Below are 12,994 nucleotides of genomic sequence, written 5' to 3' on the forward strand. Positions count from 1 at the left end.
TCTATACCGCGTATTGGCAAACGAAACTTCCTTGCCGGCGCGCCGCTGGGTAGCCTTCGCTTCATTCAACGATCCTGCCTTTGCGGGGCCGCCGATCTTCAAGCCTTTCCCCAGGCGTTTTGGCTGCCCCTTTTTATCTGGAGTCAATTATGTCGACCACCCGTCATGCCCGCGTGATCATCCTGGGCTCCGGCCCCGCCGGGTACAGCGCGGCCGTTTACGCTGCGCGCGCCAACCTCAAGCCTCTGCTGATCACAGGTATGCAGGCGGGCGGCCAGTTGACCACCACCACGGAAGTCGACAACTGGCCTGGCGATGTCCATGGCCTGACCGGGCCCGCACTGATGCAGCGCATGCAGGAACACGCCGAGCGTTTCGAGACCGAGATCGTCTATGACCATATCAATGCGGTCGACCTGGCCGGCAAGCCGTTCACGCTGCTCGGCGACAGTGCCACCTACAGTTGCGACGCGCTGATCATCGCCACCGGTGCGAGCGCGCGTTACCTCGGCCTGCCGAGCGAGGAGGCGTTGATGGGCAAGGGCGTATCGGCCTGCGCCACTTGCGATGGCTTCTTCTATCGCAACCGTGAAGTCGCGGTGGTCGGTGGCGGCAACACGGCGGTGGAAGAGGCGCTCTATCTTGCCAACATCGCCAGCAAGGTCACTCTGGTGCACCGGCGCAACGGCTTCCGTGCCGAGAAGATCCTGCAGAACAAGCTGCAGGCGCGGGTAGCGGAGGGCAAGATCGTGCTCAAGCTGAACGCCGAGATCGACGAGGTGCTGGGTGATGCCATGGGCGTGACCGGAGTGCGGCTGAGGAAGATCGAAGGGGGTCATGAGGAGTTGAAAGTCGATGGCCTGTTCGTCGCCATCGGCCACACCCCCAATACCTCGCTGTTCGAGGGCCAGTTGGCCTTGAAGGATGGTTATCTGGTGGTGAACGGCGGGCGCGACGGCAACGCTACGGCTACCAGTGTGCCCGGTGTGTTTGCTGCAGGCGACGTGGCCGATCACGTCTACCGTCAGGCGATCACCTCGGCGGGCGCGGGTTGCATGGCGGCATTGGACGTCGAGCGCTATCTCGACGACCTGTAACGCAAGCGCTTCATCGCCGCCACAGGAGAACGCCGTTTGCCGGTTACGGCAAGCGGCGTCTTGCTGTGTGGAAACTGTGCAGGCGTCGTGGTCAGACCCAGGTGTTCAGCTTCAGGTCGCGCGAACTCAGGCGCACGAAGTGATCGCTCGAATGCATCAGCAGGGCATGCTCGTCGACCGTCAGGTCGCTGCTTGCGGCACCCTCTGGCTCGCTGCGGTAGAGCGTTTCCCCACGCTGTTGGCGTACGCAGTGATAGCGCTGGCTGCGGGCTTCGACGGTGAGCGTGAGCACGTCGATGTAGGCCACCCGCAGTGCATGGCTCTGGCCGATTTCCAGGGCGCAACGCTGTAACAGTGGCGTGTGGGTGAACGGCGAGGCAGACAGCATGACGTGCTGACAGTCGAGCAGGTCGGGGCGCGGTTCGCCGTTGTTGTACCAGATGCCACGAATATCGCGCCGCAAGTCGATGCTGCGCTGGCCGTGATTATCGACCTTCATCCACAGCCGCCGAAAGCGCCAACGCGGATCGCAGTTCAGTACATAGGATGCGGCGATGCTGGTGCCCTGCAAACTCTGCATCAGGTGACTGGTGGCGTGTATGCCCGTGTCGTCCCGGTTCAGTTGCAGGTTTTCCATTCCGGGGTTTTGCCATGGTTTCCATACCAAGGTCTGCTGCATCTGCGCGACTCCAAGCCAGGTAAGGGCCGACGGGCAGCGGGAGAGTTACAGCGTGGCACCTTCCCTGGCGTCCATTCGGTTACTGGTGTGCAGCATAAACGCAGTTTTTTGTGATGTATGTCAGCCTTTGCCGACAGTTGCGCAAGTTCTTGCGCGGCGAAATGCCTCAGGCCTTGCGGGCGAGCGAGGGCTGCTCGAAGTGCACGGCGTCCAATCCACTCGCCATCAAGGCGCGGATATTGCCGTGGTCCGAGCCTTGCGGGGTGGCCAGTACGCTGCGGTAATGTTCGCCAAAGCAGCGCAGGCTTTCCTCCAGGCTCAAGCCTTCCAGCTTCGCGAGGCCGAGGGTCTTGCACGAACCTTCGTTCTGCCCGGCGGCATTGGCAACCGGGCCGTTGCGGAATGCGCTTGGCTGGTAAAGGTAGTGCTCGTCGATAAAAGCCAGGGTTTCAGCGAAGGTGAACTGCCCGTCGAGCAGGCGCGTGCGGAATTCCTCGAGTGCCTTCATGCCTTGCCGGCCTTGCTGTTTTGCTTGTTGAAGGCCGCCTGCTGCTCGGTGCTGGCCTCTTTCTGGTACTTGGCTTTCCATTCGCCATAGGGCATGCCATAGATCTCTTCGCGGGCCTGCTCGGGGCTGACATCTACGCCGATATCATCGGCCGCCGCCTTGAACCACTTGGACAGGCAGTTCCGGCAGAAACCGGCCAGGTTCATCATGTCGATGTTCTGCACATCAGGGCGACTGCGCAGGTGTTGCAGCAGGCTGCGGAAGGCAGCGGCTTCCAGTTCAAGGCGTTCTTGCTCGGTCATGGCGATGCTCTGCGATAGGGATAGTGACAACGGCGCAGGCGGTAGCGCCGCGGGGCCGATAATACCCCGCTCGATGTGACAGGCACAGGGCTGCAGGCCTATCAGGGGCCGCGGATAGGCTGAACTTAGGCGAAGCGCAGAGGGTCATTTCCAGAGAGCGGCCACTCGCCGCCTTGCCTGTTCACCAGCCTGGAAGCTCCCCTAATGCCCGCAGAATATTCAGCCCGCTTTTGCACAAGCGCACCTGTCGGGCGCGTGCCGCGATGAGCCTTACCCGCAACGAGGTGGTGGTGATCTGCGGCGCCTCGGCCGGTATCGGGCGTGCCACCGCCGTGGCATTCGCCCGGCGGGGTGCCAAGGTCGCATTGCTGGCGCGCGGCACTGTTGGTCTGGCGGCGGCGCAGGCGGAGGTCGAGGCTGCAGGGGGGCAAGCCTGGGTGCAAGCCCTGGATGTAGCCGATGCCGAGCAGGTCGAGGCCGCTGCAGCGCGGATCGAGGCGGAGCTGGGCGAAATCGATGTGTGGGTCAATAACGCGATGCTCACCGTACTTTCGCCGGTCGCGCAGATGACCGCCGACGAGTATCGCCGGGTCACCGAAGTCACTTACCTGGGCATGGTGCATGGCACCTGCGCGGCGCTCAGGTATATGCGTGCGCGCAACCGCGGCACCATCGTGCAGGTCGGCTCGGCGCTGGCGTATCGCGCCATTCCGCTGCAGTCCGCCTATTGCGCCGCGAAGTTCGCCTGCCGGGGTTTTACCGATTCGCTGCGGGTCGAGCTGATGCACGAAAAAAGCCGCGTGCACCTGACCACGGTGCATCTGTCTGCGTTCAACACCCCGCAATTCGAATGGGCACGCACCCGCATGCCACGTCAGCCGCAGCCGGTGCCGCCTATCTTCCAGCCCGAAGTCGCCGCGCGCGGCATCGTATGGGCGGCCTATCACCGGCGTCGCGAACTGTGCGTCGGTTTTCCCGCGGTCAAAGCCATCTATGGCAACAAGCTGGTGCCCGCCTTCGCCGACTGGGTACTCAGCCGTCAGGGTTACGACAGCCAGCAGAGCAATCAGCCGTTGCCTGCGAACCGGCCGGATAACCTGTTCCATGCGGTGGAAAGGGACATGGGCAGCCATGGCCGTTTCGACCAGCAGGCTCGCGATTCCAGCCTGCAGCTGTGGTGCACCATGCATCGCGGCGCGCTGCTCGGGCTGCTGGCGGCCATCGTGCTGTTAATCGTTATCGGCCTGGCCGCCTGACCCGTTCACCGAAGAGGTCGCTATGCCGCAATCAATCGACGATTACGCTCTGATTGGCGACCTGCGCTGCGCCGCGCTGGTCGGGCGCAATGGCAGTATCGACTGGTTCTGCCCGCCGCGTTTCGATGCACCTGCCTGTTTTGCCGCATTGCTGGGGCATGCGGAGCAGGGTCACTGGCAGCTGGCACCGGTCAACGAAGTGCTGGAGGTCCGCCGCTATTACCAGCCCGATACGCTGGTGCTCTGTACCGAAATGATCACTGCAGGCGGGCGCGTGAGGATCACCGACTGCATGCCGCTGGAGGGTGAAATCACCATCGTAAGACGCGTCGAGGTGGTGTCCGGCCAGGTCGCCATGCGCATGAGCCTGCTGCCGCGTTTCGGCTACGGAGCCCACGGAGCCTATTGCGAACACACCGAAGCCGGCTTGAGCGCCTGGAACGGCGAGGAGCGCTTGCTGCTGCGCAGCGACCAGCCCGCCGAGCTTGGTGATGGCCAGATCCGTGCGCTGTTCAGCTTGGGCGTTGGCGAGAGCCGCAGCTTTCAGCTGTGCTATCTCACCCAGGGGCAAATGCCCGTTGCGCTGATCGACAGTGCGCGGCAGGTGGATGACTGCGCCAAGGCATGGCGGGCCTGGGTCAGCCAATGCAGTTACCACGGCCGCTGGCGTGAAGCGGTGGTGCGTTCGTTGATCACCCTCAAGGCGCTGACCTATGCCCCCAGTGGCGGCATGGTCGCCGCGCCAACCACGTCACTGCCGGAAGCCATTGGCGGCGAGGCGAACTGGGATTACCGCTTCTGCTGGATTCGCGATGCAGTGCTGGCGCTGGATATCCTCATCGACTCCAATTATTTCGACGAGGCGCGCGCCTGGCGCGACTGGTTACTGCGCGTGCTGAAGGGCAAAAAAGGCGAGCTGGCGGTGCTCTACAGCGTCAGCGGCGAAACACCGATGGAGGAAGAGCAGCTGAGCTGGTTGCCGGGCTACCGGGATTCGCGTCCAGTGCGCATTGGCAATGCCGCAAGCAAACAGCATCAGCTCGACCTGCAGGGCCAACTGATTGACCTGTTACATGTAGCGCGCCGCAGCGGTGTGGAGATGGGTGCAGAAACCTGGCAGCGCCAGTGCGCGATGATCAATGACCTGGTCGAGCGCTGGCGTGATCCGGATGATGGCATCTGGGAGCTGCGCGGTGAGCGCAAGCACTTTACCCATTCCAAGATCTACGCCTGGGTCGCGTTCGACCGCTCGATACGCGACGCCGAGACATTTGCTTGGGACGCGCCGCTGACACGCTGGCGGCGGGCGCGTGACGAGCTGCATGCGGACATCTGCCGTAACGGCCTCGATGCCGAGCGTGGCGCCTTCAAGCAGAGTTACGAGGAAGCGGTGCCCGACGCCAGCCTGCTGATGATTCCGCTGCTGGGCTTTCTGCCTATCGAGGATAAGCGGGTACAGGCAACCATCGCCTGGGTGGAGCAGGAGCTCTATCGCGACGGTCTGGTCTACCGGTTTCTTCAGGAAGACGCCTTTGCCGGCGAGGAGGGCGCTTTTCTGCCCTGTTCGTTCTGGCTGGTAGACAACTGGGTGATGGGCGGCCGCGACCGTGACGCCGAGGCTCTGTTCGAACGCTTGCTGGCGCTGCGCAACGATGTCGGTCTGCTCGCCGAGGAGTACGACCCCAGGCATGGTTTGCTGGGTAATTTTCCCCAGGCATTTTCCCATCTGGCGCTGATCAAGAGCGCCTACCTGATCGAAGCCTGCGAGCGGGTGCATCGCGGCGGCGAGCCGGAGCGGCATTCCTACAAGCCGGTGGACTGATCAGTCGCGGTGGCCGGCCAGGGTGATCGACACCGATTCGGCAAAACGCAGGGCATGCAGCTTGTCCACCTCCACTTCGGCGTAGCGTACGTCCGGGTTGGCCATCACCAGGTCGAGAATCTCCTGGGTCATGCGCTCGAGCAGGGCGAAGCGGTTTTCCTCGACGTGACGGATCACCGCTTTAGTGATGGTGCGGTAATTGAGGGCGTGGTCTATATCGTTGTCGCGCACAGCCTCAACCGCCGGATAGAGAATGGTCAGGTTGATCAACACGTCCTGCTTGTTGTTGATCTCCTCTTCCTTGATCCCGATAAAGGTACGCAGGCGCAGGTCCTTGACGCGGATGCGCGCCATCCCAGGTTCCAGTCGCGGCATTACTTGCTCCGTCCGATCAGTTGCAGGAATTCATGGCGAGTGTTGCAGGATTCGCGGAAGGCTCCAAGCATCACCGAGGACGTCATCACCGAGTTCTGCTTCTCCACCCCGCGCATCATCATGCACATGTGCTTGGCTTCGATCACCACGGCCACGCCGGCGGCGCTGGTGACCTGCTGGATGGCATCGGCGATCTGCCGGGTGAGGTTTTCTTGGATCTGCAGGCGACGCGCGTACATATCGACAATGCGCGCGACCTTCGACAGGCCGAGCACCTTGCCGGTAGGGATGTACGCGACATGGGCCTTGCCGATAAAGGGCAGCATGTGGTGTTCGCACAGCGAGTACAGCTCGATATCGCGGACGATCACCATCTCGTCGTTATCCGACTCGAACAGCGCACCGTTGACCACTTCTTCCAGGCTCTTGTGGTAGCCATTGCACAGGTACTGCATTGCCTTGGCCGCGCGCTTTGGCGTGTCCAGCAGGCCTTCGCGCTGAGGGTTTTCCCCGACGCCCAGGAGAATCTCCCGGTAGTGGTTGGGCAGCTGTTCGTTCATCGTTCGATCCTCGAGGCGGGCCTTATTTAAGGTGGCGGCCGCCGTTCACGGTAAGGGTGGTCCCGGTTACGTAAGGGTTATCCAGCAGGTAGCGCAGGCTTTGGTAAATCACCTCGGGGCCGGGTTCTATGCCCAGCGCGGATTTTTCGAGGGTTTTCTTCCGGTAGGCGGCATCGTCTTCGGCATTGAACATGACCAATGCGGGCGCGATGCCGTTGACCTTTATATCCGGGGCAAAACGGGCGGCGAATGACAGGGTCAGGTTGTCCAGCCCGGCCTTGCTGGCGCAATAGGCCAGACGCTTGGCGCTGCCGGTGCGGGCGACGTCATCGCTGATGTGAACGATATCGGCCGGTGTCGAGCCGCGTAACAGCGCCTCGCAGCGCAGGTTGATCAGGTAGGGCGCGAGCATGTGTACGTTGACCATCTGCCGAAACACGGCCGCCTCATCGCCCGTCGTTTCGCCCAGCCAGGCCGAAGCGTTGTGCACGATGGCGCGCAGGCTATTGGTGTGGTTTTTCAGGGTTTCAATGAACGCCAGGATGCTTGCCTCGTCCGAAAAGTCGGCATGCAACGTCAACGCACCGCGCTCGCGCAAGCGTTCCAGCGCAGGCCGTTCATGCCTATAAGTCACGATCAGCGAGTGACCCTCATCGAGCAGTCGCTCGGCGCAGTACAGGCCAACGCGTTGACCCGCGCCGGTAATCAGGATGGGGGCTGCACTCATGTTCATGGCGCGCTCGAAGTCGAAAGAAGTGAGGTTCAGTTGGTGCTGCGTTGGATACCTGACCAGTAAGACGCAGCACCGCCCGAACCTGATGCAAACTTATACCAGTAGCTTTATTTGTACAACCATTTGCTGGGCGGATATTTTTAATTTGGCGAGGAAATTGGCTATTTAGTTGAGTTTTATGGTGTTTCTGGTCGAGAGGACGGTTGTCCAAGCGTGATTAATCATGTACAGATTTTAATTGATTGTACAGCTGTGAGGTAATTTATGACTCCGTTCCAGTTACGCCTGGCGCTTCTGTTCCGTCGACCAGCGCGGGTTGAAGTCCTCTCGTTACGCAGTAGCGGGTACCGCGCTCGGGTAATCCATATGGATGAAAGCAGCAGTGAGTTCGTCGCGGGCCATGCACGACTCTGGCTGTCGCTAGAGGGGCTGAAATCGCGATTGCGTCGGTGTGGCGTCAGGCAGGTGTTATTGCTTCAGCCTCAGGCCTATGACGAGATCATTTCCCGGCCAATGATAGAGGAGCCGGATCCCGGCCTCTGGCTGCCCCTCTAGCTCACTCTGGCGAGCATCAAGCCGGGAAATGCTTGTCTGGACGTTTCAGTGGGTGTTGTCCAAGTCGCTGTACAGCTTTCGTACAATGTAAGCGGCTGGCGGCTGGGTTACAATGCCGGCAACTTCCGCCCCGTGAACTCCTCGCCCATGTCCAATCTCGTTGGTGCTTCGTCTCTCGTTTCGAGTGCCCTCAAGCAGGAAGAGCTGTTTCCCATTCGCGAGGTGTCGCGGCTGACTGGGGTCAATCCCGTGACCCTGCGGGCCTGGGAGCGGCGCTACGGGTTGATCCAGCCGACTCGCACCGACAGCGGCCATCGCCTTTATTCGCAGGCGGATATCGAATCGGTGCGCAGCATCCTGGCGTGGATTGAGCGTGGCGTCGCGGTGAGCAAGGTTGGCAAGATTCTTGCCAAAAGCGATTCGATCAAGGCTGCCAGTGCGCCCGTCTACGAAGAGGTCACTTCAAGCGAATGGGCCGAGTGGCAGGCGCAGCTGCGCCGCGCGGTGGGCTCGTTCGACGAGGTTCGGCTGGATCGGCTGTATGGCCAGATTTTCTCGAGCTATCCGTTAGCGGTGGTGTTTCAGGACATTCTGATGCCGCTCTGGCAAGAGCTGCTGTTGCGCCAGGAACAGTTCGGCCAGACCAGTGAATGGCTGTTCCTCGACACCTTCTTGCGTGCTCGCGCCCTGCAACGCCTGCAGGTGCTGCGTGCGCAGGTGGAAGAGCGGGTCCTGCTCGCCGCGTTGCCCGGACATTGCCGAGAGCTGGAGTTGCTGGTCGCGGCGTTGCTGCTGAGCAACTCCAGTCACGCGGTCACGATTCTGGGCCTGGGCCAGCCGCTGGAAGAGCTGTCCCTGGTCTGCGAAAGAATGCGTCCCCAGGCCCTGGTGGTTTTCACCAATCAACCGCCCAGTGATGACCTGCCCAAGGTTCTGGCTCGCCTCGCCCTGGCGCTGGATTGTCCTCTGCTGCTGGCCGGCGATGGTGCCGAGCTTGCGGAAGAGGGCTTCGATGGGTCGCCGATTGCCTGCCTGGGCAATGAAGGGCGTCTCATGCAGCGGCGCTTGCAACAGTTTCTCTCCGGCCATCTCGATACCTGAGTTCGGCCTCTCTTCACATTCTTGCTTTAGCTGATTGGCACGTCGCGCTGCTGCGTGCCGAGACTTGCTGTCGATTTTATTTGTACAAACTGTACAGATAAATCTTGTTTTCGAGTGATTTTGATTGTACAAAAGCTGTACATAGTTAATTCATGTACAGCTTGAGTCGCTTGAGGATTAGCAGCATGACTGATTACCGTGCCCCGCTGCGCGATATGCATTTCGTGTTCGACGAGGTGCTCGATGCTTATGCCACCCTGCAGTCGCTGCCTGGGCAGCGCGAGTTCGGCAACGATCTCGGTGGCGCCATTTTGGAAGAAGCGGCCAAGCTCGCCGAGAACGTGCTGGCGCCGCTGAACAGCTCCGGCGACAAGCAGGGCTGTCACTACGACCCGCTGAGCAAATCGGTGAAAACCCCCGATGGTTTTCGCGATGCCTATCAGCGTTTCGCTGAAGGGGGCTGGACCGCCCTGGCATGCTCGCCCGAGTTTGGCGGTCAGGGCTTGCCCCATGTGCTGAACATGATGGTCGAGGAGATGGTCTGCTCGGCCAACCTTTCGCTCGGCATGTACCCAGGGCTGACTCACGGTGCCATCAACGCGTTGACCGCGCATGGTGCCCCCGAGCTGCAAACCCGTTACCTGCCCAAGCTGATCAGCGGTGAATGGACCGGCACCATGTGTCTGACCGAACCGCAGTGCGGCACCGATCTGGGCCTCATCCGCACGCGCGCAGTGCCACAGGCTGATGGCAGCTACGCGCTGACCGGCACCAAGATCTGGATCACGGGGGGCGAACACGATCTGGCCGACAATATCATGCACCTGGTATTGGCCAAGCTGCCCGACGCGCCAGACAGCGTGAAAGGCATCTCGCTGTTCCTGGTGCCCAAGGTTCTGCAGGACGGCAGTCGCAACCCAGTTTTCTGTGGCGGTCTTGAGCACAAGATGGGCATCAAGGGCTCAGCCACCTGTGTGATGAACTTCGAAGGTGCCCAGGGCTGGCTGATCGGCGAAGCCAATCAGGGCCTGCGCTGCATGTTCACCATGATGAACTCGGCGCGCCTGATGGTTGGCATGCAGGGCCTCGGTATTGCCGAACGTGCTTACCAGATCAGCTTGGGCTTCGCCCGCGAGCGCCTGCAAGGCCGGTCGCTGGCCGGACCCAAGGCGCCAGGCCAACCAGCCGACCCGATTACCGTGCACCCTGACGTGCGCCGTAACCTGTTGCGGCAGAAGGTCATGATCGAGGGCTGCCGTGCCCTGGCCTATTTCACCGGGTTGCATGAAGACGTCGCCCATGGTCATGAAGACCCAGCAGTGCGCGAGCGGGCCGATGATCTGGTGCAGCTGCTTACGCCGGTGGTCAAGGCGTTCCTCACCGACGAAGGTTTCAGCTGCGCCAATGACGGCCTACAGGTGCTGGGCGGCTCCGGCTTCACCGAAGACTGGGGAATCGAGCAACTGGTTCGCGATGCGCGGATTACCCGCATCTACGAAGGCACCAACGGCATTCAGGCTCTTGATCTGGTGGGTCGCAAGCTCAGTCTGGGCGGCGGTCGCGCGGTGCGCAGCTACTTCACCCTGATCGAGGGCTGGCTGGGCGCCAACCCGCAGGCTGCGCATGGTGCTGCAGTGGGGCGTGTACTCAAGCAACTGCAGCAGGCCACCTTGTGGATTGCCAGTGAAGGCATGAAAGATCCCGAGCAGGCCGGCGCTGCGGCCACGCCTTACCTGCGCCTGTTCGCGCTGACCAGCCTTGCCTGGCTGTGGGCGCGCATGGCGGCTGTCGCGACAGCACAGCTCGCAGCAGGCAGCAGTGAAAGTGCGTTTTACGGAGCGAAATTGAAATCGGCCGATTTCTTCATGGCGCGGGTCCTGACCGAGACCGACAGCCTGCTGGCTGAGCTCAAGGCCGGAAAATCCACGCTGATGGCATTCACCGATGAGGAGTTTGCCGCTTAACGACTGCGCAATCCGATAGCCCGGATTACAACTTTTTGGCTATCGGATTTTTTTATACCGCGTGCCAGGGATAGCCCCTGGTTTGTCAACCCGCCATCTGGCGGGTTTTTTTATGGATCAGCGAAGCTGAGCGGGGGCAGGGTTTCTAGTGGCTACTGCCTGGCTTGATGCGCTCAGTGTGGCCTGATCAACGTGACCCGATCAGGCGTGGTGCGCCTGCGGATAATGGGCGCGGTGCTGCTGATAGATGAACTGACGCAGGCGTGCCTGGCTGGGGTCGTCGAGCGAATCCAGGCGATAGGCAAGCAAACCGTGCTCAGTCTTGCGCACGAAACTGCCGTGGACCGAGATAGGCGCCTGGCCGGTCAGCGGCAGGCTCAGGCTTAAGCGCTCAGGGGCAGGCTGATCGGTGCGCTGTTCAACCAGCAAGCCGGTCATCGACAACTCGTGCAACCAGAAGTCGCTTGGCTCGAGTTCGGTGCTTGGCTGCTTGAGCGATAGGGGTTGCTGCAATGGCGAACGCCAGGCACGCAGGGTGTCGCCCTCATCAAAAATCATCGGTGTGCCGAGGCGCAGATGGTGCTCGTGTTCTTCGTTTTCGACGAGTTCAGGCGTGAAGGTCAGTCGCTGATTGGCGAAGTGCGCCTCAATGGTGAGCTTTTCCTTGGACGCACAATCAGTGAGCAAGGCTTCCAGCTGCGGGCCGGCCTGCATCTGCAAACGGGTGGCAGGCGTCGGCGCGGGCATCTGCTGCTGATTCAGCTTGCGGATGAATTCCAGTTCGGAGGAGGTGAGAAGCGGCTGATCGTGGATCATCGTCGGGTCTACAGGGTTTTAGAACTTATGTGACAACGGCAAATGCGTTTAGTTACACCGCTTTGTCTGCCTTCAGGCTGGCTAACTCGGTGCGTAGCGCCGCGACCTCGATTTCCAGTTCCTTGACCCGCTCCTGAGCCATCACCTGCTCGGTCACGTTTTTCTGAATGCCGATGTAATACGTCAGCTGGTCCCCTTCGTTGAACACCGGGGTGATCGACAGCTCGTTCCAGAACGGACTGCCATCCTTGCGGTAATTGCGGATGATCTGCCGGCACGGCTGGTTGGCCTTTACCGCCTCGCGGATGGCCTGCAGCCCAGGCTGGTCGCGGTCGCCGGCCTGAAGAAAGCGGCAATCCTGATACAGGATGTCGTCCGAGGCGTAGCCGGTGAGCCGTTCAAAGGCAGGGTTGGCATAGATGAGAATGTTGTCATCGCCTTCTTGTTCGGCCACCACGATGCCGTCATTCGAAGCGTTGATCACCAGTTGCAGCAATTTGGCGTTGATCATGAGGCGTTTTCCCAGGCAATGTCGGCTGCATTCTAAAACATCCGGCCGGTCTGTCCACTTACGGCATAATGCGCCGCGATCCCGACTTGGTTCTGTTTGTTTCGGAGTTTTTATGAAAGTCGCCATCCTTTCCGGCTCGGTTTACGGCACCGCGGAAGAAGTAGCTCGCCACGCCGAAAGCCTGCTCAACGACGCCGGCTTTCAGGCCTGGCATAACCCGCGGGCCGTTCTTGCCGATGTGCAGGGTTTCGCACCGCAGGCTTTTCTGGTGGTGACCTCGACCACCGGCATGGGCGAGTTGCCGGATAACCTGCAGCCGCTGTATTACGCCATTCGCGACCATATGCCCGCCTGGAGCGGCTTGCCGGGCGGGGTGATCGCGCTGGGCGACTCCAGTTATGGCGATACGTTCTGCGCCGGCGGCGAACTGGTCCGTGAGCTTTATGCCGAACTGGGCATTCGTGAAGCGGTGGCAATGCTGCGTCTGGACAGCAGCGAAAGCGTGACCCCAGAGACCGATGCCGAGCCCTGGCTGGCTGAATTCATGGCGGCCTTGCACGCTTGAAACGACGCCGCGCGCGGTGACCTGGCCGTGCGCTTGGCGGATGCCGATGCGCATCCATCGTCCACCTTGACTCGCTCGGTCACTAAGCTGGCTGCCACGGCAACTTACCTTCGCGGCATCCCTCGCTAGACTCATCGGCACATAACAACA

15 protein-coding genes are annotated in these 12,994 nt (G+C 61.1%); 7 read left to right on the forward strand and 8 right to left on the reverse strand.

The genetic code is table 11. The features are described 5' to 3' along the window. Positions 1-146: 146 nt before the first annotated feature. The gene (gene trxB, locus ACX0MV_RS05810; RefSeq protein WP_458981774.1) at positions 147-1,097 is read left to right on the forward strand and encodes a thioredoxin-disulfide reductase; all 951 of its coding nucleotides are present in this window, start codon (positions 147-149) and stop codon (positions 1,095-1,097) included. 91 nt (positions 1,098-1,188) lie between these two features. Here the strand turns inward: trxB and ACX0MV_RS05815 are convergent, their stop codons facing one another. The 3 genes from ACX0MV_RS05815 to ACX0MV_RS05825 form a co-directional block, all read right to left on the reverse strand. Beyond that, positions 1,189-1,776 (reverse strand): putative glycolipid-binding domain-containing protein, encoded by a 588-nt coding sequence (locus ACX0MV_RS05815; protein ID WP_458981519.1) that lies wholly within the window; start codon positions 1,774-1,776, stop codon positions 1,189-1,191. A gap of 166 nt (positions 1,777-1,942) precedes the next feature. Beyond that, positions 1,943-2,284: a HopJ type III effector protein gene (locus ACX0MV_RS05820; RefSeq protein ID WP_458981520.1), complete on the reverse strand. Its 342-nt coding sequence runs from the start codon at positions 2,282-2,284 to the stop codon at positions 1,943-1,945. Then, complete coding sequence (locus ACX0MV_RS05825; RefSeq protein WP_458981521.1) at positions 2,281-2,586, reverse strand: DUF1244 domain-containing protein; 306 nt, start codon at positions 2,584-2,586, stop codon at positions 2,281-2,283. The genes ACX0MV_RS05820 and ACX0MV_RS05825 overlap by 4 nt, the downstream gene beginning before the upstream one ends. Positions 2,587-2,849: 263 nt before the next feature. On the opposite strand from ACX0MV_RS05825, the gene ACX0MV_RS05830 reads away from it, so the two are divergent. Both ACX0MV_RS05830 and ACX0MV_RS05835 read left to right on the forward strand, forming a co-directional pair. Then, a complete protein-coding gene (locus tag ACX0MV_RS05830; RefSeq protein ID WP_458981522.1) occupies positions 2,850-3,842 on the forward strand; it encodes an SDR family oxidoreductase in 993 nt (330 codons plus the stop codon). A 22-nt stretch (positions 3,843-3,864) separates the two neighbouring features. Beyond that, positions 3,865-5,664 (forward strand): glycoside hydrolase family 15 protein, encoded by a 1,800-nt coding sequence (locus ACX0MV_RS05835; protein ID WP_458981523.1) that lies wholly within the window; start codon positions 3,865-3,867, stop codon positions 5,662-5,664. Here the strand turns inward: ACX0MV_RS05835 and folX are convergent, their stop codons facing one another. The 3 genes from folX to folM are packed head-to-tail and all read right to left on the reverse strand — an operon-like array spanning position 5,665 to position 7,326. Next, positions 5,665-6,039 (reverse strand): dihydroneopterin triphosphate 2'-epimerase, encoded by a 375-nt coding sequence (gene folX / locus ACX0MV_RS05840; RefSeq protein ID WP_458981524.1) that lies wholly within the window; start codon positions 6,037-6,039, stop codon positions 5,665-5,667. Beyond that, the gene (gene folE, locus ACX0MV_RS05845) at positions 6,039-6,599 is read right to left on the reverse strand and encodes a GTP cyclohydrolase I FolE (protein WP_458981525.1); all 561 of its coding nucleotides are present in this window, start codon (positions 6,597-6,599) and stop codon (positions 6,039-6,041) included. Before folE ends, folX begins: the two co-directional genes overlap by 1 nt. Positions 6,600-6,621: 22 nt before the next feature. Further along, on the reverse strand, positions 6,622-7,326 hold the full coding sequence (gene folM / locus ACX0MV_RS05850) for a dihydromonapterin reductase (RefSeq protein WP_458981526.1): 705 nt from the start codon (positions 7,324-7,326) through the stop codon (positions 6,622-6,624). A 270-nt stretch (positions 7,327-7,596) separates the two neighbouring features. Here folM and ACX0MV_RS05855 point away from each other — a divergent pair, with 270 nt between their 5' ends. From ACX0MV_RS05855 to ACX0MV_RS05865, 3 genes are all read left to right on the forward strand, one after another. Continuing rightward, positions 7,597-7,887 (forward strand): DUF6482 family protein, encoded by a 291-nt coding sequence (locus tag ACX0MV_RS05855; protein ID WP_458981527.1) that lies wholly within the window; start codon positions 7,597-7,599, stop codon positions 7,885-7,887. Positions 7,888-8,034: 147 nt separating this feature from the next. Then, entirely contained in the window at positions 8,035-8,988 is a 954-nt protein-coding gene (locus ACX0MV_RS05860) for a MerR family transcriptional regulator (RefSeq protein WP_458981528.1), read from the forward strand. A 185-nt stretch (positions 8,989-9,173) separates the two neighbouring features. After that, a complete protein-coding gene (locus ACX0MV_RS05865; RefSeq protein ID WP_458981529.1) occupies positions 9,174-10,952 on the forward strand; it encodes an acyl-CoA dehydrogenase C-terminal domain-containing protein in 1,779 nt (592 codons plus the stop codon). A gap of 201 nt (positions 10,953-11,153) precedes the next feature. On the opposite strand, the gene ACX0MV_RS05870 is transcribed toward ACX0MV_RS05865, so the two are convergent. Further along, complete coding sequence (locus ACX0MV_RS05870; protein ID WP_458981530.1) at positions 11,154-11,768, reverse strand: hypothetical protein; 615 nt, start codon at positions 11,766-11,768, stop codon at positions 11,154-11,156. Positions 11,769-11,820: 52 nt separating this feature from the next. After that, a complete protein-coding gene (locus ACX0MV_RS05875) occupies positions 11,821-12,279 on the reverse strand; it encodes a PAS domain-containing protein (protein WP_458981531.1) in 459 nt (152 codons plus the stop codon). 112 nt (positions 12,280-12,391) lie between these two features. Here ACX0MV_RS05875 and ACX0MV_RS05880 point away from each other — a divergent pair, with 112 nt between their 5' ends. Beyond that, positions 12,392-12,844, forward strand: coding sequence for a flavodoxin (locus ACX0MV_RS05880; protein ID WP_458981532.1), 453 nt, complete (start codon positions 12,392-12,394; stop codon positions 12,842-12,844). The last annotated feature ends 150 nt before the right edge of the window (positions 12,845-12,994 follow it).

Source organism: Pseudomonas cistanchae, assembly GCF_054483635.1.